Origin of the sequence: Nostoc sp. 'Peltigera membranacea cyanobiont' 232 (assembly GCF_002245985.1) — a bacterium.
GTDB lineage: Bacteria > Cyanobacteriota > Cyanobacteriia > Cyanobacteriales > Nostocaceae > Nostoc.
The window spans coordinates 1-19614 of sequence record NZ_NOLK01000068.1; the positions used below are offsets into that span (position 1 = coordinate 1).

The window sequence follows — 19614 nt, forward strand, 5'->3', positions numbered from 1 at the left end:
ACTCTTGCCTAGTTGCTGTGATTCGGCAAATATCCGCTCTCGGTAGCTATCTTTGATCCGAACTTTTTCTGGGGTTAAGTCAAGTTTGTCTGCCATTGTTATAACTTTACTTAAGAGATGTAGTAGTAGTTGGATTCTTGCTGGTGATAGTTTTTGCCATCTCTAAAAGCCCAGAGACATTAGCTTCCACCGGATTATCCAGAATTTTGAAACCGTTCTTCTCTAATAGCTTCTTAAATCCAGGTAAGAGGCAACCTCCACCAATCGCCCAGATTTCATCCCCCTGATGCTTTGCATCCAATGTGAGATTCACCACTTTCTTCAAGTATTTTTCATACCAATCTTTTAAAGAAGCACTGTATATATCTTTGATATCGATATCAGGTTAATTTTTTCGGTAGTTGATGCCCAAATAATGCACCCATCCCTTCTAGTACTACTTTCAGCACTTCTACTTTCACCTCTGATTGTTTACCAGCAAGTATCGGCTGATATTCTCCATTTAGTACTTTTTGCAATTCTTCAGCTAGACCAACATCATGTAAGCTGACAACTAATTTTAAATGCCAAGCCTTACGGTATGGAAGATGTGCCAACGCACCAAATAAAGTCAATAATGCGTTGTTGACTTTATTTTCATTGTTATCTGTGTTGCGGTCAAAATGATAACCTGTGCGGAAGGCTGATTCTCCGACTGTGTAGGCAGTACCGTTAAAAAGTACTCGTCCGGGTACATCTTCCATCTCGGCTGTGGAAATATAGCTGGGGACACGAATTACTTCAAAGCCATCGACTAAAAGTTTAAGGCTTCCATAACCGTTATCAAAGCCAGCAGGAAAAATTTTTTGTAAGGTGTGAATGTTCGACATTGGGGGAAATTTAATACGGTTCAATTTGTAAAAATTATCAGTTGAGGAGATATGGGGGAGCAGAGGAGAGAAGAATAAAATGACTACCTCTTTTTTCTCCAGCATCAAGAGCTTATCATACCCCCTTGGGGGCTAAGTGGGGTATAAAGTGTCCAACAGTCAAGTATACCCCAGAAAACACCCATACATACCCTACATAGGGGTCAAATACTCATCGAAGCCCTGAATCATTTTTGGGGTACATATAGCCCCTATATAGCCCCCCGTCAGCATTTTTGAAGTTTTATTTTATTCAAAAAACAAAACTGGTTTACTAGATTGCATTATTATAAAATTTAGTTATTTTTGAATGACTAAATTCAGTCTTGACTAAAATCAGCAACAACTAAACGGGACAAAAATCTATTTTTACAACTATTTTCTCGAAGAGTAGGACTTTTTGAGAGCTAAAGTAATGACTAAATAGCGTTAATTACAATTTAGTCATTTGTAAATGACTAAATTACATAATGACTAAACAACTTAAAAACAACATTATGCATTATGATATTGACTAATTTACACAATGCTGCTGGTAGTCAGTAAAATGTTAATTCTTACTTGTGCATCCTTGTCCGGTGGCCAGGGAAAAACAACTGTTGCAATCTTGTTGGGTAGAATGCTTGCTCAAACAGGACAGCGTGTACTGATGATTGATGCCGATCCCCAAGCGAACCTAACTTTTTACCTGGGACACGAAGTTCAGCAGAATCAACCTACGCTTCTAGAAGTTCTCAAAAAACAGATCAATACTGAAGACGGTATTTATGAAATCGGAGAAAACCTATGGTTAATTCCTGCTGATGATGGATTAGATAATGCTCAAGAATTTTTGTCTGGGAGCGGTATGGGAGCTATTGTTCTGAGCAAACGCTTAAAAGAGATATCAGATTTATTCCAATATTGCATTGTCGATGCGCCACCTCAGCGATCGCAAATCTGCCTTACATCGTTGGGGGCAGCTGACCATATCATCATTCCTGTAGAAGCATCATCCAAAGGTGTAAATTCTCTCATCCGAACTCTGAGTTTAGTTGAGGAGCTTCAAGAAATTGATGCTTTTTCAGGGATAGTACTTGGCATCTTGCCATTCAGAGATAAATGGGTAGGTAATAACCAAGTCGCACAAAGTAAGGCGAGTATCAGTGCAATGCGAACAATTGCCGAAGAAATAGTCGTTTTACCTTCAATTTTAGAATCTGAACAATTTAAAAAGGCCATAGATAAAGGTGTAAGTTTGTCCTCTCTAGGCTTTGAACAACTCGAAACTCCCTTCCAACAAATTATCGAGAGGTTACAAAAGAATGTCTGATGTTTTTGAGCGCCTTAAGAAAAAGACACGTCCAAGTGTTCCAGCACGGGATACAACACTTGTAAAAGTACAGCATGATAACTTACTAAATGACCAAATTACTGAATTTAGTCATTTATCTGATAAACCAAAACCAGATTTAGATAGTGAGGAAGTAATAAACGATAAGGTAAGCACTTCTAATCAAGAAGAGCAGTTAGAGTTACCCCAGATCATCAGGCGAACAATCAGGTTAGAACAGGACATTGATACCAAGCTAGATACGTTTTGCAATGTAAATAAAATTACTAGAGATACTTTCCTAGAAGGTGCATTTATCGTCTGCTCAGAAAATGAGGAATTATTGCAAGAGGTATTAAACCAAGCTAGAAAACGTTATCAACAGCGTAAACAAGCTGGTGAACAACGCAAATTTCAGACATTGGCTAAGAAAATTAACGTTAACGATTAAGTTAACCCTAATCTATCCGTGAGAGGTTAAGGTAATTGCACTAATATGGGGTAAATATAGCGTAGCTGACACTAGGGGCAAGATAGGCTAAAAGTATTACTGTATAAGCTTTTGAGTATCGCTTTTAGATAAATCAACCAAGCCTTGTTTGCTTCTTGTTAGACAAGACTATAACGAAAGAATAAGGGTTTCAGTCCTGTCATTAGCATACTACAAACCTTTGTTTTAGGTAAAATTGTACTATCTTGCCCCTGGTGTCAGTTACGCTATATCTGCCCCAATATCTGGGATATTTGCAACTTGGTGGATAATTCCTCTTAGTTAAATCCTATAATCCTATTGCGAACGGTGAGCTATAAAGCTTTAAGGAACTGCACTGGATCTGTAGCCTCACGGCTGTTATTCACAAAAATATCAGCAATTAGTCGTAAAACTTCAGCTTGTTCTTCTGGAGGTGCTTCAGCAATCAGCGATCGCAGGCTAATTCCTGGCCTCTGACCAAATAACTCAGATAAATACCATACCCTAGCTTCTACCGGAATAGCCAAAAGTAGCGATATTAGTTTTGATGCTCCTAGATCCGCCTTCCCGCGACGAAAGCGGGATAACATTACTTCCGACACTTTAGCCTGTTCAGCAGTTTTCTTCGCTTCCAAATTGAAGCGATTCATCATCTCATCGAATAACTGCTGATAACTTTGAGTTTTTTCTGATACAAAACTTTGCATTGCTTTGCTAATTATACTTAATTTTGTGAGGAAAAAACCAAAAATCTTAGCCAGCCAGTGAATGACATTGAGGCTTGGTTAGCTCACAAGAACAAAGCCGGAAGGAATCGCTGGGAGGTTTATTACGAAAAATATCTGGCTTCAAAACAGGTACAAGCCAAAAAAACTGAAACAAAAAATGCTCGAGACGAATTCCGCCGAGAAATCGAGGAACGGCAACGACAGGCTCAAAGAGCTTGGTTCGAGTCGCAAAGCCAAAATCTCGCTGAGAATACTGGAGGTGCGACGTGATTGATAAATTGCCACCCCAAAACATCGAAGCGGAAGAGGCGATTTTAGGCGGTATCATGCTTGATCCAGAAGCAATCGATAGGGTGAGCGATCGCCTAGTTCCCGAAGCCTTTTACATTAGCGCCCATAAAGATATCTATCAAGCAGCTTCCCGGCTCCACAGTCAAGGTAAACCCACAGACTTGCTTGCAGTCACCAGTTGGTTGGCTGACCACGATTTACTAGTCCGTATCGGCGGGAGAAATAAATTAGCAACTCTGGTAGACCGCACAGTGTCAGCTGTCAACATCGACACCTTAGCCGAGTTGGTAATGGACAAATTCGTGCGTAGACAGTTAATCAAGGCTGGAAATGAAATTGTACATCTGGGTTACGAGACAGAAACTGAGTTATCACAAATCCTTGACCAATCAGAACAGAAAGTTTTCCAATTATCTAATCAAACCCTATCTTCAAACACTGAACACAACAGCACGATTAACGTTGCTGCTTACGAGGATTTAAATTCAGGAAACCCCATTTACCCTACAGGACTTCATGAACTCGATAATTTGATGGTGGGATTTGAAAGCGGCACACTCACCATAGTTGCGGGTAGGCCATCAATGGGGAAGTCTTTCATTGGCAGTTTTCTTGCCCTCCAAATGATACTACTCCACAATCTACCTGCGGTCATCTTCTCCTTGGAGATGACAAAGAAACAATTGGAGTACAGGCTGTGGAGTTTAATTAGTATTACCAACGCTTACAAGCATTTAGAGTTAACGCCACTAAAAAGCGATCGCATCCGCAGACATCGCTCAGGTAATAAACCCCTAGCAGACTGGGAATTTACAAGCATTGCCAAAATCGTCGGTGTTGCTTCCGAACTGCCGCTTTATATGAATGATTCAAGGGGTATCACCGTTTCACAAATTGCATCAGAATGCCGTCAAATTAAGGCTAAAGAGGGAAAACTGGGGCTAGTTGTAGTTGATTACCTGCAAATGATGGCAGAGGACTCTGGAGGGAACCGCAGCTATGAACTGGGAGATGTAGCCAGGGGACTTTACAAAATGGCAGGGGAACTAGTACACTGCGGCGTAAATTCAGTTAGGGTATAAATGACGAGATTAATTTGACTACTCATGCGCTGCCAACCGCTGACAATCACCCTGAGTGATACTGACCAGCAAGCCCTGGAAAAGTTAGTGAATCGACCCAGTACGCCGCAGCAAATCGCACAACGTGCCCGGATTGTGCTAAAAGCCGCGTTGGGGCAAAACAATGCCGAAATTGCTCGAACGCTTGATATAAGTATCAAGATGGCGCGGCACTGGCGACACTACTGGGTTGAGACCACCGAGCAATCCAAGACAGTGATGGAGCGATTGCGCGATCGCCAGCGTCCTGGTTCGCCGTTAAAATTTACCCTGGAACAGCAAGTTGAATGCATGGCGATGGCGTGCCGTGACCCGATGGAATACGGTCGTCCCATCAGTCATTGGAGTTCTCATGAACTGGCGGATGAGTTGATAAAGCTTGGTATTGTGGAGCAAATATCCCCCCGCCAGGTCGGACGATGGTTAGCTGAAGCAGAACTCAAACCGCACCAGTCTCGCTACTGGCTTTTTCCCCCCGTATGACCCGGATTTTGAAGTCAAGGTGGAAGATATTAGCCAACACTATTTGAGTGCCCCAATACGAGCTATTCAAGGAGAACGCACCATTAGCATTGATGAAATGACCGGCATTCAAGCCACCGAACGCGTACTTCCCAGTTTACCGATGCGACCAGGCAAAGTCGAATGTCGAGAATTTGAATATATTCGGCATGGGACCCAAACCTTAATTGCCAATTTTGATGTTACTACAGGTCAAGTTGTGGTTCCTACCATTGACCAGACTCGGACTGAAGCCGATTTCTTGTCCCATTGCCAACGCTTAATTACCTCTGACCCCAATGCCAGCAAGTGGCATTTGATTATGGACTGTCTGAATATCCATCAATCGGAATCCTTGGTAAAATGGATTGCTGACATTGAAGGCATCGCCTTTGACACCTTGGGCGTTAAAGGACAGTCTGGCATCCTCCAATCGATGAGTACCCGCGCCCAGTTTTTAGCCAATCCTCAGCACAAGGTGGTTTTTCATTTCACCCCAAAACACTGCTCTTGGCTCAATCAGGTTGAAATTTGGTTTAGTATTCTCACACGCAAACTCTTGTCTAGAGGCAGTTTTTCTTCCCAAGCCGATCTCAAACAGCAGATATTGAATTTTATTGACTACTTTAACCAAAAGTTAGCTCGTCCTTTTCAATGGACTTTTAAAGGGAAGCTTTTGGCGGCATAACCCTATCTAAACTTACGCCGCACTGTACTAGATGTACCTGTGCTAGCACTGTCGCAAATCTCTAGGGGAGTTGAGGGCAGACAGAATAAGCGCCCAATGATGAGCGACCTTAGCCAATCGGGAATTTTAGAAATGGTGGCAGACAATATTATTCTCGCTTACCGGGATGAGTACTACAACTCAGATACTGTGCGATTCGTTAGCTATAAACCAGTGCCCATAAGGGTTATGGGGGATTAGCTGCTAGGCTCAAGCCTAGATAACTGAATAACAATGTAGGTGAAAAACCTACCCCTCAAGTGCTGAGGTGAAAGCCCTTTCCCTACTGTAGAGACTAGCCATCAATCGGTAAAGCGGGAATGAACGGCGCTGTTACTGGGAGCCTAAACCTGGTAATTCGCCAAGCAAGATATCCATGAGTACGAAAGAAAGACACGTTTGAATCATCGTTAGGTTGAAGTAGCGCAATCAGGCTGAAACGCTGCGCCAAAAGGCAAAGGATATGGGACTGGCAGGTAGTGTTCTGACCAGTAAGCACCCCCAATAAACCCGGTGAATAGTGTCGCTCTAAAGGTATCAGAATTGTTATTCGGAACGAAGTAACCCGTCAAACGCTCTCAGGTGGTCGAATACCTGAGCAGGTGCTAACCGGATGCATTGACGGGCAAGATTGAGTAAGAAGCGAATGCTTGGCTGTAATGGTCAAGATATGCAGACGTACTCACGATGATTTGGTAGGAATGGTCACATTAGGAAGTATATATGTCTAAAACACTGAGCAATCAGATGGTGGAATGGAACAGCATTAACTGGCGCAAGTTAGAGCGTGCTGTTTATAAGCTTCAGAAAAGAATATTCCAAGCCTCTCTACGTGGTGATGCTAAAGCAGTACGCAGACTCCAAAAAACCTTGATGAGGTCTTGGTCAGGAAAAGCCTTATCTGTCCGCAAAGTAACCCAGGATAATCAGGGTAAGAAAACCGCAGGAGTTGACGGCATCAAGTCGCTTACTCCCAAGGCTCGTCTTACTTTGGTACTGAGCTTGAACATTAACTTTCATGTTAGTGCTACCCGTAGAGTTTGGATTCCCAAATCTAACGGAGACAAGCGCCCATTAGGTATTCCGACAATGCACGACAGAGCAACTCAAGCCCTTACCAAACTGGCTCTTGAACCAGAATGGGAAGCAAAGTTTGAGCCAAATAGCTACGGTTTCCGACCAGGTAGAAACGCCCATGATGCAATCCAAGCAATATTTAACAGCATCAGATTTAAATCCAAATGGGTTTTAGATGCTGATATATCTAAGTGCTTTAATAAAATTAACCACGAAGAATTGCTCAAAAAAATCAATACATTTCCAACAATGCGGAGACTTATCAAAGCATGGTTGAAATCGGGTGTAATGGATGGTGGTCAATTCTTTGAGACTAATGAAGGCACACCTCAAGGCGGTGTAATATCTCCCTTACTAGCGAATATCGCCCTTCATGGGATGGAACAACTAGTAATAGATTATGCACGTAGCCTGAAAGGTGGAAAGAGAGACAATCAAAATTCCATATCCTTAATAAGATATGCCGATGATTTTGTAATTCTTGCCAATGAAAAATCTCAAATCATAGAGATGAGGGATTTAGTCACAAAATGGTTAGCAAAAACGGGATTAGAATTAAGTCCTAGTAAGACCAAAATAGGGAACACCCTACTCAATCCTGCACTCCAATTCTGGGATAAACCAGAAGAAGATTATAAAAACGCCGGATTCGATTTCCTCGGATTCAACGTCAGGCAGTATGAGATAGATGACAACCACTCAGGTAAATCAACTAACGGTAAATTACTAGGATTTAAGACACTCATCAAACCCAGCAAGAAAGCGATTAAGAAACACTACGACGCAATCGCAGAGGTTATCGACGCTCACAAATCAGCCCCCCAAGCTGCACTAATAGTAAAACTCAACCCCATCATTAGGGGATGGGTTAACTACTATTCGACAGTTGTAAGCTCAAAAATATTCTCTACGCTTGACCATCTAGTATATCAAAAGCTTTCAAGATGGGCGAAACGCCGCCACCCAGGGAAGAAAGGTACGTGGGTTGCCAATAAATACTGGCATACAGTAGGCGGTGACAATTGGGTATTCTCAGTAACCAGAGATGGCAAAGTAAGTGAAACCTTAACGGTTCATGCTAACAAAAAAATTGCTAGTCATATCAAAGTTAAAGGGATAGCATCGCCATTCGATGGAAACCTGAAATACTGGAGTTCTAGAAGAGGAGAACACCCCCTAGTTCCTACAAGAGTCGCAAAACTTCTGAAAGAACAAAAAGGTAAGTGCGCTCACTGCGGATTGTACTTTAGGGAAGACGATTTAATCGAAGTTGACCATATTATACCTAAGTCCAAAGGCGGGAAGGATAAATACGGCAACCTCCAAGCATTGCATCGTCACTGCCATGATATTAAAACTACCAATGATGGTAGTAGAGGTACTCATAACTTGAGCCAAGTCATTGAGGAGCCGTGTGAGGCGAAAGTCTCACGCACGGTTCTGAAGACGAGCGGGACTCGTGAGAGTTTCGCTTAGTTTAATACAGATCAAGGAATATTAGAGCTCATCATGGCTAAGGCACGACACGGTGAAACAGGCACGTAACAGTATAAAAATCTGATAATGATTTGCTTAAATCTAAAGTTGCATATATATTTTTTTCCATTAAGGTAGATAATCCTGATCTCAAAACTATTGCTACTTGAGAATTCTACCTTTTTTCATTGTCAGAAAAAGAAACTGAAAACTCGTTGTTACTCAGATCCTCTCTCTATGTCAGTATAAATACTGCTTAAATAGTATAAATATATTTTAATTATTGAGAATGGGATTTAGCGATGGCTGCGCCCGCCGTTCGCGTAGCGTCTCGCAGAGAAGGCATCGCACATTTTTTCCCAAACCTCACAAAATCGCATTGCTCCCCTCGGAAACTGCTATAAAAGATATTCAGTGGAATCACTAATCTCTTTCAGGATCGTTCCCACTTGATGAAACAAGTCGTTAATTAACATTGAGAAACTGTGTAATCTCCGGTTAAATCGTGACTTTTTTGTGTATCCATTGATGTACCCTTATTTTGACAAGGAAAAGTATGACGTTTTGCCCTCAAAGATCGTGTTTTAATAAATGTTTTAGTTAATGTATAAGTTATACAAAATCTAATAAAACATTCAAAAGTGGTAGATGAAATTGAATTGATTTACCTAGCAAGATACAAGAAGTATTTGATGCTTTATGCTTTAGTGAGAAATCTCGAAACTAATCAGGAATCTTGCGGAGGTCGAAAGTTAATCAAGAGAAACTGATGAGCAAGTTGTTAGCTCTGGATTGACAACCGCGATCGTTATTCTCATAATCGTGTTGGGCATGATTGCGACACCGAACAGCCCGCCACAGGTATCGCCTTTGCCTTCTTTGCCACCGTTGCTTTAACCTTAATCTTTGGCTGGATATTTATCTTTGCGGGAATTGCTCAAATCGTTTATGCCTATCTGTAAAAGAATCACATTTTAAATGCGCCGGATTTCATCTAACTGGGGATTCATGCTTCGGTATTGTCAAAGCAAAGATTTAGAGAGTAATGCCTTATGTCTAGCTACCTAGAATCAAAATCTCATCCTTCAGAGAGGCAGCAAGCTGCTAGTTTACTGCGATCATTGGGGTGGAGTGGGTTTTGGATACAGTTTGTTTTAACCATTGTTTCTCTTCTCATTTTAGGGTTCGCGATTCTAGATCCGACTCTCAACCTCAATCTCAAATCAGGGATCGGGTTACTGTCCGTGATTGGTGGAATTGCCGCTTTAGGCTTAAGCATTTACTGGTTCTTTCGTTACGTTCATCTTGGGCAACAATTGTCAGCCCCAGAACCAGCTTTACATCCTAGCCGCAAGGAAATAATTCAAGTTTTACAATTAGGAGTTGTAGTCAACTTGGCAGCAATGTTACTGACGTTAGTCAGTATCGAAACAATTGTTGGAGGCTTGCTTCTCAAAACACTATCAGTTCCACCAGGAGCCGCTGTCTATCGGACAGGACAACTGATTGAGCCAATTGATATTTTTGTCGTACAAGCAAATATCAGTATGATTGTGGCTCAATTTGTGGGAATTGGAATTCCATTTTGGCTTGCAAGTCGCGTAGAACACCATTAGAAGAGAATACTATGAGTGACTTAATTGTGATTGGGTTTAATGATGAATTTAAAGCAGACGAAGTGTTGCTCAAGCTGGCAAAAATGCAGAAAGAGCATTTAGTTGACTTGGAAGATGCCGTCGTCGTAGTCAAAAACCACAAGGGTAAGCTCAAAGTTAAGCAAACCCTGGATCTACTGACAGCAGGAGCCGCAGGTGGAAGTTTTTGGGGATTGCTGATTGGGTTGCTGTTTCTCCATCCGTTGCTGGGTGTCACCGTTGGCATCGTCAGTGGGGCGCTTTCAGGTGCATTAACTGATATTGGAATCGATGACGACTTTATCCGAGAATTGGGCAAGACTCTGGAGCCTGGAACCTCTGCTATCTTTATTCTTGCCCGCAAAGTCACTCCAGATAAAGTTCTAGAAGAATTAAAACCCTTTGACGGCAAAGTGTTACGAACTTCGCTCTCGAATGTCGAGGAAGCAAATCTCAAAGCGGCTTTAGCAAAGGTTCAAACTGAGCAGGAAGTTCACGCAGCATAGCCTCACTTTTTTTGCGACGATGCTCCGTCCCGCCTTCTGGCGATGGCGTAACCACCCGATGGATGCGATCGCCACATACTTGGTTGCAATAGTTGCAGATTACTTTAAGTGAGATGAACCTGAAGGCTCGAAACAATGAACTTTAAACGCATTCTGGTTGCCATTAATCATTCTCCTTTAACATCCATTGTGTTTGATCGGGCACTCAATTTAGCGCAGCAAGAGCAAGCTAATTTGATGATCCTTCATTGCCTCGTAGATTTTACTGCGATCGATCCAGGATTCGAGTCAGGTGGGATGTTTGGACTCTATCCGATCAACACTGGGTTTTCTCAACCATTTCGTGAGGAAACACTTCAGCTAGAGATTGAGCAGGCGAAAGTTTGGTTAGAAGAATACTGTCATCAGGCAACTGCCCGAAATATTTCAACTGAATATCAACACCATTTTGGTGAGCCAGGGGCAACGATTTCCAGTATTGCTCAAGAGTGGAATGCTGACCTGATCGTACTGGGTCGGCATGACCACTCAGCGATGGGCTACGCCCCGCTAGAAGCGATCGCAGAGTTTTTCGTAGGTAGTGTCAGCAATCATGTGGTTGATTATGCGAATTGTTCTGTTTTAGTCATAAAAGATACAAATCCTGATAAAGATAAATAAAGAGGGAAGAAGCATGAAAGTAATTGATAAGACTGGCGGAATAGGCTTAGAAATTGGGACATTAACCATAAAAACAAAGACCCTTTCCCCAGAATTACTCCACAAGATAGATGCCTACTGGCGTGCCGCCAACTATCTGTCGGTTGGGCAAATTTATCTCTACGACAACCCATTGCTGAAGGAGCCTCTGAAACTCTCCCACGTCAAACCACTGGTGGTTGGACACTGGGGTACGACACCGGGACAGAACTTCATCTATGTACACTTGAATCGGGTGATCAAGAAATATGACCTAGATATGCTCTACATCGCTGGCCCCGGTCACGGTGGCCCAGCAATTGTGGGTAACGTTTACCTCGAAGGCACCTGGAGCGAAGTCTATCCCAACGTCACTCAGGACGAAGCTGGGTTGAAAAAGCTGTTCACGCAATTCTCATTTCCTGGTGGGATTTCCAGCCACGTTGCGCCGACAACGCCGGGGTCGATTCACGAAGGAGGTGAGTTGGGGTACTCCCTCAGTCATGCCTTCGGTGCTGCCTTTGACAATCCCTCACTGATTGTCGCTTGCGTCATCGGCGACGGAGAGGCGGAGACGGGCCCCTTAGCGACCGCTTGGCAGTCCAACAAGTTACTCAATCCAATTACCGACGGTGCCGTGCTGCCAATCCTGCACCTGAATGGCTACAAAATCAACAACCCAACGGTCTTAGCTCGCATCGAGCATGAGGAGTTGGAGCAATTTCTTAGAGGTTGCGGCTGGACACCTTACTTTGTGGAAGGCGACGAGCCGGAAAAGATGCACGAACTTATGGCCAGCACCCTGGACAAGGCGATCGCAGACATTCGGCAAATCCAAAGCAATGCACGGGACAAGAACGATACTACTCGCCCGCGCTGGCCGGTGATCGTTCTCAAGTCACCCAAGGGCTGGACGGGGCCAAAAGTCGTCGATGGTCTACAAATCGAAGGCACATCGCGATCGCACCAGGTGCCGCTACTGGTGAACTCCGAGCATCCCGGCCATGTCCAGCTGTTGGAAAGCTGGATGAAAAGCTATAAAGCAGAAGAACTGTTCGATGAGGATGGCCGACTCCTGCCGGAATTGGCTGAACTGGCACCGAAGGGCGATCGCCGCATGGGTGCGAACCCCCACGCCAACGGCGGTATACTGCTACACGACCTGCAAATGCCAGACTTCCGCGACCACGCGGTGTATGTACCTTCACCTGGTGCCGTTGACGGTCAAGATACCCTCGTGCTGGGCAAATTCCTGCGTGATGTAGTCAAGCTGAATCAGGATCAGCGGAATTTCCGCATCTTCGGTCCCGATGAGACACTCTCGAATCTTTTGGGCGCGGTGTTTGAAGTCACTAATCGTCAGTGGGAAGCACGGGAAGAAAAAAATGATGAATTCCTCGCGCCAGCCGGACAAGTACTGGACTCGATGCTCAGTGAACACCAGTGCCAGGGTTGGTTGGAAGGCTATCTGCTAACTGGGCGGCACGGGCTATTCAACAGCTATGAGGCGTTCATTCGTATCGTTGATTCGATGTTCAGCCAGCACGCCAAGTGGCTGAAGGTAACATCGGAACTGCCCTGGCGACGGAAGATTGCATCGCTGAACTATCTGCTCGCCTCCCACGTCTGGCAGCAGGATCATAACGGCTTCACGCACCAAGACCCCGGTTTTCTCGACCACGTAATCAACAAGAAAGCCGATATCGTGCGTGTGTACCTGCCACCCGATGCGAACTGTCTGCTGTCCGTCTTCGATCACTGCCTACGCAGCCGACACTACGTGAATGTGGTGGTTGCTGGCAAACACGCGCTTCCGCAATGGCTGAGTATGGACGCGGCGATCGTGCATTGCACTGAAGGCATTGGCATCTGGCAATGGGCTAGCAACGACCAGGATACTGAGCCGGATGTGGTGATGGCTTGCTGTGGAGATACGCCGACGCTAGAAATTTTGGCTGCCGTTTCTATCCTGCGCGAACATCTGCCGGATCTGAAAATTCGGGTAATTAATGTTGTCGATCTGATGAAGTTGCAATCCGAGAGCGAACACCCGCACGGACTGAGCGAAACGGATTACGATTCGCTCTTTACCAAAGACAAGCACATCATCTTTGGCTTTCATGGATACCCCTGGTTGGTGCATCGGCTAACTTACCGCCGTACCAATCGCAATCTCCACGTCCGGGGCTACAAGGAAGAGGGCACAATCACAACGGCTTTTGACATGAGGGTGCAAAATGACCTGGATCGCTTTCATCTGGTGCAAGACGTGGTGGATCGTCTGCTGCATTTGGGTAGTAAGGGAGCTTATCTCAAGCAGATGATGCAGGACAAGTTGATCGAACATAAGCATTACATCGACAAGCACGGCGAAGACTTGCCGGAAATCCGCAATTGGAAGTGGGGCAACCCCAAATGAAGGCACGTGCTTTCGTGTGCTGTTTCTACATTTTTGGAATTTTTCAAGGAGATCGAACATGACCACCCAGATTGAAGTTAAAGGTCGGAACACTCCGTTCATACTGGATTGGGAAGAGCGGCGCTGGCAGTCTTTGGAGAAGCCACAGGAGAGTGATTTTCCGTTGATCGCAGTTTTGGATGGCAAGCGCTATGAGCTGTATTCGGATGGAACATTCGCCGAGGTGGAGCGGTGAGTAAAAAGGCATCATTTCCAGCGACGAGCGCCCTGCGCGCCACTAGCTGCAACACCGATAGAGAAACCGCTTGTTGGCTTGGGGGGGAAATAATGCACATTGGGATCGCGGCAGATCATGGTGGGTTTGAGTTGAAAGCGCAACTGACGGCTGCTCTAAAGGAGGCTGGCCACGAGGTGGAGGATTTTGGTGCTTATGAGTTGGTTAAAGGAGATGACTACCCGGATTTTGTGGTCCCACTAGCCCAGGCGGTGGCGAAGGGCACAATCGTTCGCGGTTTGGCCATTTGCGGTAGCGGGGTAGGAGCTTGTGTTGCTGCCAACAAGGTAGCAGGCGTGCGGGCGGCGTTAATCGCAGATTCATTCTCTGCTCATCAGGGGGTGGAGGATGACGACATGAACGTGATGTGTCTGGGCGGACAAGTCACCGGATATGCCGAATCCTGGGAATTGGTTCAGACATTTCTGGCTGCTCATTTCCAGCAAGATGAACGTTTCCAGCGACGTCTTCAGAAAGTAGCGGCATTGGAATTGAGATGAAAAGGAACTCTGAACGGGCAACAAGGAGAAACTTTCAGGGCAAACATACATTCTGACTGTACGCCAGCAAAAAATATGAAATCAAAGGTTGCCGAAATGATGATTGCACCTTCGCTCCTTGCCTCCAACCAGTCTTGCTTCGGACAAGAAGCCGAACGTGTCGGGCGTTCTGGTGCCGATCGCCTACACCTCGACATCATGGATGGTCACTTTGTCCCGAACATTTCCTTCGGTCCGCAAGTTGTCCAAGCCATCCGCCCACTCACCAAACTTTTCTTCGACGTTCACCTGATGTGTTCCCAGCCAGACATCCTGCTCGAACCCTTTGCGAAAGCCGGCGCGGACGAAATGATCATTCACGTGGAACTTGGTGAACAAGTCCCATCCCTGATCCACAAAATAAAATCCCTCGGCAAAAAAGTCGGACTCGCCATCAATCCACCTACTGCGATCGCAGCCGTCCAGCCGTTTCTCGAACAAATTGATCTACTGCTCGTGATGACTGTCAATCCCGGATTCGGCGGACAGGAATTTATCCCCAAATGCCTGCCCAAAATCCGGCAAGCCCAAGGGTGGCGGCGCGAAAAAAACCTGTCCTACCGCATCAGCGTGGATGGCGGCATCAATGACCAGACTGCCGCCGAATGCGCCCGCGCCGGAGCGGATACATTTGTGGCGGGTACGAGCTTGTTCGGTGCACCCAGCCTGAAAGCCGCCGTCAAAAAAATGCGCCAGATTGTCAACGAGAACCAACCCGGCGCTAGCGGATGGGAAAGTTTAAAATCAACGGGCGAATCAAATTCACCTGATTCATTTCTTTGCATCCAAAAGATGCACCTTCCAGAGTGGAGCAACTCGAAATGAATGTCCAAAAGCTGATAGAAACCGCGAAGATGCTTGTTGCTGACAATAAGGGTCTGCTGGCAATGGATGAGAGTAATCCAACCTGTAACAAACGATTCGCAAAGTTAGGCATTCCCCAGACTGAGGAAGCCCGACGCGCCTATCGAGAATTGATTATCACCACGCCCAGTCTCGGTGAGTACATTAGTGGCGTAATTCTCTACGACGAAACTATTCACCAGCAAAAGCAAGATGGCACTCCCTTTGTGCAAGTCATCACCGAAGCGGGAATCATTCCTGGCATCAAAGTTGACATCGGTGCTAAGGAAATGGCGGGTCATCCTGGAGAGAAGATCACCGAAGGTCTGGATGGATTGCGCGATCGCCTCAAGGAATATTTTCATAAGGGCGCTCGTTTTGCCAAGTGGCGCGCGGTGATTACCATCGGTGTTGGCATTCCCAGCCGGGGTTGCATCGAGGCTAACGCCCAGGCGTTGGCTCGCTATGCTGCGTTGTGCCAAGAAGCCGGATTAGTTCCCATTGTTGAGCCGGAAGTGCTGATGGACGGAACGCATACCTTGTCACAGTGCGGTGAGGTAACAGAGGAAGTCCTACGAACTGTCTTTAACCAACTCTACAGGCAAAGGGTGATACTGGAGGGCATGATCTTGAAGCCTAACATGGTGCTTCCCGGATTGACTTGTTCTCAACAAGAATCGGTGGACGAGGTAGCTGATGCCACGGTGAACTGTCTCTTGCGGGCAGTCCCTGCTGCTGTTCCGGGAATTGCGTTCTTGTCGGGCGGACAATCCGGTGAACTGGCTTCGGCTCGTTTGAATGCGATGAATCTTAAATTCAAATTGCGATCGCCGACGGTGGGGCAAAGTTCATCGCCTTGGGCATTGGCGTTTTCCTTTGCCCGTGCCATCCAGCAACCAGCGTTAGAGCTTTGGCAAGGCAAAGAGGCGAATGTGTCAAAGGCACAACAGGCTTTGTTGCATCGAGCTAAGTGCAATTGGGCAGCGCGCCAGGGTGAATACAAGGCTGCAATGGAAGGGACAGGAGTATGAAAACAAGTATATCTACTCCCTTACACCTTTACCTGATTCGGCACGGTGAAACCGAGTGGTCGCTCGACCGTCGCCACACAGGTCGCACAGACATTCCGTTGACCACAAACGGCGAGTCCGAGGCGCGGGAACTCGGCAAGCACCTCCGGGATATCCAGTTTTCCCATGTGCTGACCAGCCCACTCAAACGCGCCCAACAAACCTGTGCGTTGGTCGGGCTGGATCAAGTCCCGGAAATTGAACCGGATCTGGTCGAATGGGACTATGGCGATTACGAAGGGCAGAAATCCGTGGATATCCGCAAGGAGCGCCCGGACTGGAATGTTTTTCGGGACGGTTGTCCGCACGGTGAAATGCCCACCCAAATTTGCGATAGCGCCGATCGACTTATCGCTCGTCTGCGTGACCTGGATGGCAATATCGCCCTCTTTTCCCACGGTCAGTTCGGCGGCGTTCTAGCTGCACGCTGGATCGGGTTAACGGTGGTCGAAGCGCAGCATTTCCCCCTTGGCACGGCATCAATCAGTATTTTCGCCTTCGACCCCCACCACCCCACAGTGCCAGTTATCGCTTTGTGGAATGCAACTCATGAAATACTCAACTGCCAAAAGCTTAAACAACCAAGGGAAACCGGCCATGGCTCAGAAATTTGTTATTGGTAACTGGAAGATGTATACCACCGCAGCTGAAGCCAGACATCTGTCCCAGGCGATCGCGGCTGGTATAGGCACTGATGATAGTGTTACCGTTGCGGTCTGTCCACCTTTTCCTTATCTGTCCCTAGTCGGGGAAATCCTCAAGGGCAGCCGGATTGCGCTCGGCGCACAGAACCTCTATCCCGCCAAAGAAGGCGCATTCACCGGCGAGGTTAGCCCGACGATGCTCCTCGATCTCGGCTGCCAGTACGTGATCCTCGGACACAGCGAGCGCCGCCACAAACTGGGCGAATCCGATGCGTTCATCAACCAGAAGGTAAGGGTTGCCCTGTCCGCCGGACTCGATGCAATCTTCTGCATCGGCGAAACTCTAGAACAACGCCAGGCAAACCAGACCAAAACAGTACTCGATCGGCAACTGTTTCAGGGCTTGGACGGACTGTCGGCAGCTACCTTAACCCACCTGAGCATCGCCTACGAACCAGTCTGGGCGATCGGCAGTAGCGGACATCACGCCACCCCTCAGCAGGCTCAGGAAACGCACGCTGTCATTCGGCATTGCTTCGGTCAGATGTTCGGGGAGCGATCAGCTCAGACGCTTGCTATCCACTACGGCGGCAGCGTCAATCCGAAGAACGCCGACACGTTCCTGAAGCAAACTGGTGTGAACGGTGTCCTCATTGGCGGCGACAGCCTGAATGCCGAGCAGTTTTTAGCCATTGTTCAGGCAGGAATTAGTCAAACGCAAAGCCAAGTGGAGGCAGCATGACAACAATCATCCCCCTTACCCAGCGTGTGGCATGGCAAGCCCTCGAAGCCCATTACCGGAAAGTCCATGAGTTGCATCTGCGGCAGTTATTTGCAGACGATCCAACGCGCGGGGAGCGCATGACAACTGAGGCGATCGGCATCTACTTCGACTATTCAAAGCACCGGATCACGGATGAGACGCTGACGCTCTTGTTGCAATTGGTGGCAGAGTCAGGTCTGCGATCGCGCATTGATGCTATGTTTCGCGGGGACAAAATCAACGTCACAGAAAAGCGGGCAGTTCTGCACGTCGCCCTGCGTACCCCCAAAGGGCAAGCCATCATCGTAGACGGCGAGGACGTTGTACCTGGGGTTCATGCCGTGCTGGATAAGATGGCTGACTGTTCGACTCAGGTACGTAGTGGAGAGTGGAAGGGCTACACGGGCAAGCGTATCCGCAACATCGTCAATATTGGCATCGGTGGATCTGACCTGGGGCCAGTGATGGCCTATGAGGCATTGCGCCATTACAGCCAGCGCAACCTAACCTTCCGCTTCATCTCCAACATTGATGGCACCGACTTTATCGAAGCCACCCGCGACCTCGATGCCGAGGAGACGCTGTTCATCATCGCGTCAAAGACGTTTACGACTCTGGAGACGATGACCAATGCCCACACAGCCCGCGACTGGCTCCTCAAGACATTGAAGCATCCAGATGCGGTTGCCAGACATTTCGTGGCGGTCTCGACCAACGTCGAAGAGGTGGCTAAGTTCGGCATCGACACCGCCAATATGTTCGAGTTTTGGGATTGGGTTGGCGGGCGGTACTCAATGGACTCGGCCATTGGTCTCTCAACAATGATCGCCATTGGTTCCGAAGCTTTTCGCGCCATGCTAGACGGTTTTCACCAGATGGATGAGCATTTCCGCACGGCTCCTTTTGATCGCAACTTACCAGTACTCATGGGTCTGCTGGTTCTCTGGTACAACAATTTCTTTGATGTACAAACAATGGCGGTTCTTCCCTATGAGCATTACTTGAAGCGCTTCTCAGCTTATCTTCAGCAGTTGACGATGGAGAGCAATGGCAAGCACGTCACGCAGGATGGGACTGAGGTCGTCTACCAAACTGGGCCAATCTATTGGGGGGAGCCGGGTACTAATGGGCAGCATTCCTTCTACCAACTGATTCATCAGGGAACCAAGCTCATCCCCTGCGACTTCATCGGGTTTACTCAGCCGCTTAACCCTCTTGGCCACCACCATGATTTACTCTTGGCCAACATGTTTGCCCAGGCAGAGGCGCTGGCTTTTGGCAAAACGCCCCAAGAGGTACAAGCTGAGAGCATACCAGCATGGCTGGTGCCGCACCAAACCTTCGAGGGCAACCGTCCATCCAGCACGATCCTCCTGGAACGGCTGACTCCGGCGGCGTTGGGCAAGCTCGTGGCACTGTACGAACACAGCGTCTTCACTCAAGGTGCCATTTGGGACATTGACTCCTTTGACCAATGGGGAGTCGAATTGGGGAAAGCCCTTGCTGCGCGCATCATTCCTGAACTTGAGACTGAGGACAAAAACCGACTCAAGCACGATAGTTCAACCAATACCCTGATTCGGCACTACGTGAAAGCTAGATTTCAGTGCCATTGACTTTAGACAGTTGAG

Annotated in this window: 18 protein-coding genes and 4 pseudogenes; 19 read left to right on the top strand and 3 right to left on the bottom strand. The window is 46.9% G+C overall.

Annotation, left to right across the window (positions count from 1 at the left end):
• Window positions 1-106: 106 nt before the first annotated feature.
• A pseudogene (locus CDG79_RS21605) lies at window positions 107-869 on the bottom strand (ParM/StbA family protein).
• 586 nt (window positions 870-1455) lie between these two features.
• Between CDG79_RS21605 and CDG79_RS21610 the strand changes: the two are divergent.
• On the top strand, window positions 1456-2220 hold the full coding sequence (locus CDG79_RS21610; protein ID WP_094343983.1) for a ParA family protein: 765 nt from the start codon (window positions 1456-1458) through the stop codon (window positions 2218-2220).
• Window positions 2213-2671, top strand: a complete 459-nt coding sequence (locus CDG79_RS21615; protein ID WP_094343958.1) for a hypothetical protein — start codon at window positions 2213-2215, stop codon at window positions 2669-2671. The genes CDG79_RS21610 and CDG79_RS21615 overlap by 8 nt, the downstream gene beginning before the upstream one ends.
• Before the next feature lie 353 nt (window positions 2672-3024).
• On the opposite strand, the gene CDG79_RS21620 is transcribed toward CDG79_RS21615, so the two are convergent.
• Window positions 3025-3399, bottom strand: coding sequence for a transcriptional regulator (locus CDG79_RS21620; protein WP_094343959.1), 375 nt, complete (start codon window positions 3397-3399; stop codon window positions 3025-3027).
• A 57-nt stretch (window positions 3400-3456) separates the two neighbouring features.
• Between CDG79_RS21620 and CDG79_RS21625 the strand changes: the two genes are divergently transcribed.
• From CDG79_RS21625 to ltrA, 6 genes and pseudogenes are all read left to right on the top strand, one after another.
• Window positions 3457-3690: a hypothetical protein gene (locus CDG79_RS21625; protein ID WP_189525076.1), complete on the top strand. Its 234-nt coding sequence runs from the start codon at window positions 3457-3459 to the stop codon at window positions 3688-3690.
• Window positions 3687-4760: pseudogene (locus tag CDG79_RS21630) on the top strand (replicative DNA helicase); the annotation flags it as partial. The gene CDG79_RS21625 and the pseudogene CDG79_RS21630, both read left to right, overlap by 4 nt.
• A 57-nt stretch (window positions 4761-4817) precedes the next feature.
• The gene (locus CDG79_RS21635; protein ID WP_094343960.1) at window positions 4818-5315 is read left to right on the top strand and encodes a helix-turn-helix domain-containing protein; all 498 of its coding nucleotides are present in this window, start codon (window positions 4818-4820) and stop codon (window positions 5313-5315) included.
• Window positions 5316-5334: 19 nt separating this feature from the next.
• Complete coding sequence (locus CDG79_RS21640) at window positions 5335-6021, top strand: transposase (protein WP_223278250.1); 687 nt, start codon at window positions 5335-5337, stop codon at window positions 6019-6021.
• A 27-nt stretch (window positions 6022-6048) separates the two neighbouring features.
• Window positions 6049-6210 (top strand): annotated as a pseudogene (locus tag CDG79_RS21645) (DnaB-like helicase C-terminal domain-containing protein); the annotation flags it as partial.
• 573 nt (window positions 6211-6783) lie between these two features.
• Window positions 6784-8613 carry a group II intron reverse transcriptase/maturase gene (gene ltrA / locus CDG79_RS21650; protein ID WP_094343961.1) on the top strand — a complete coding sequence of 610 codons (1830 nt, stop codon included), beginning with the start codon at window positions 6784-6786 and terminating at the stop codon, window positions 8611-8613.
• Window positions 8614-9014: 401 nt separating this feature from the next.
• On the opposite strand, the pseudogene CDG79_RS45545 reads toward ltrA, so the two are convergent.
• Window positions 9015-9128 (bottom strand): annotated as a pseudogene (locus tag CDG79_RS45545) (IS982 family transposase); the annotation flags it as partial.
• Window positions 9129-9665: 537 nt separating this feature from the next.
• On the opposite strand from CDG79_RS45545, the gene CDG79_RS21655 reads away from it, so the two are divergent.
• The 11 genes from CDG79_RS21655 to pgi all read left to right on the top strand — a co-directional run bounded on the left by CDG79_RS21655 (window position 9666) and on the right by pgi (window position 19599).
• The gene (locus CDG79_RS21655) at window positions 9666-10229 is read left to right on the top strand and encodes a DUF3611 family protein (RefSeq protein ID WP_094343962.1); all 564 of its coding nucleotides are present in this window, start codon (window positions 9666-9668) and stop codon (window positions 10227-10229) included.
• An 11-nt stretch (window positions 10230-10240) separates the two neighbouring features.
• The gene (locus CDG79_RS21660) at window positions 10241-10753 is read left to right on the top strand and encodes a DUF1269 domain-containing protein (RefSeq protein ID WP_094343963.1); all 513 of its coding nucleotides are present in this window, start codon (window positions 10241-10243) and stop codon (window positions 10751-10753) included.
• Window positions 10754-10888: 135 nt separating this feature from the next.
• Window positions 10889-11413 (top strand): universal stress protein, encoded by a 525-nt coding sequence (locus tag CDG79_RS21665; RefSeq protein ID WP_094343964.1) that lies wholly within the window; start codon window positions 10889-10891, stop codon window positions 11411-11413.
• A 13-nt stretch (window positions 11414-11426) separates the two neighbouring features.
• On the top strand, window positions 11427-13850 hold the full coding sequence (locus CDG79_RS21670) for a phosphoketolase family protein (RefSeq protein WP_094343965.1): 2424 nt from the start codon (window positions 11427-11429) through the stop codon (window positions 13848-13850).
• Window positions 13851-13908: 58 nt separating this feature from the next.
• On the top strand, window positions 13909-14085 hold the full coding sequence (locus tag CDG79_RS42585) for a hypothetical protein (RefSeq protein WP_189525077.1): 177 nt from the start codon (window positions 13909-13911) through the stop codon (window positions 14083-14085).
• Window positions 14086-14177: 92 nt separating this feature from the next.
• Window positions 14178-14624, top strand: a complete 447-nt coding sequence (locus tag CDG79_RS21675) for an RpiB/LacA/LacB family sugar-phosphate isomerase (protein ID WP_094343985.1) — start codon at window positions 14178-14180, stop codon at window positions 14622-14624.
• 75 nt (window positions 14625-14699) lie between these two features.
• Complete coding sequence (gene rpe / locus CDG79_RS21680) at window positions 14700-15488, top strand: ribulose-phosphate 3-epimerase (RefSeq protein WP_223278251.1); 789 nt, start codon at window positions 14700-14702, stop codon at window positions 15486-15488.
• Window positions 15485-16537 carry a class I fructose-bisphosphate aldolase gene (locus CDG79_RS21685; protein WP_094343966.1) on the top strand — a complete coding sequence of 351 codons (1053 nt, stop codon included), beginning with the start codon at window positions 15485-15487 and terminating at the stop codon, window positions 16535-16537. Before rpe ends, CDG79_RS21685 begins: the two co-directional genes overlap by 4 nt.
• Window positions 16534-17199 carry a histidine phosphatase family protein gene (locus CDG79_RS21690; RefSeq protein WP_094343967.1) on the top strand — a complete coding sequence of 222 codons (666 nt, stop codon included), beginning with the start codon at window positions 16534-16536 and terminating at the stop codon, window positions 17197-17199. Before CDG79_RS21685 ends, CDG79_RS21690 begins: the two co-directional genes overlap by 4 nt.
• Window positions 17174-17962, top strand: a complete 789-nt coding sequence (tpiA, locus tag CDG79_RS21695; RefSeq protein WP_094343968.1) for a triose-phosphate isomerase — start codon at window positions 17174-17176, stop codon at window positions 17960-17962. Before CDG79_RS21690 ends, tpiA begins: the two co-directional genes overlap by 26 nt.
• The gene (gene pgi, locus CDG79_RS21700) at window positions 17959-19599 is read left to right on the top strand and encodes a glucose-6-phosphate isomerase (protein WP_094343969.1); all 1641 of its coding nucleotides are present in this window, start codon (window positions 17959-17961) and stop codon (window positions 19597-19599) included. The genes tpiA and pgi overlap by 4 nt, the downstream gene beginning before the upstream one ends.
• Window positions 19600-19614 lie beyond the last annotated feature (15 nt).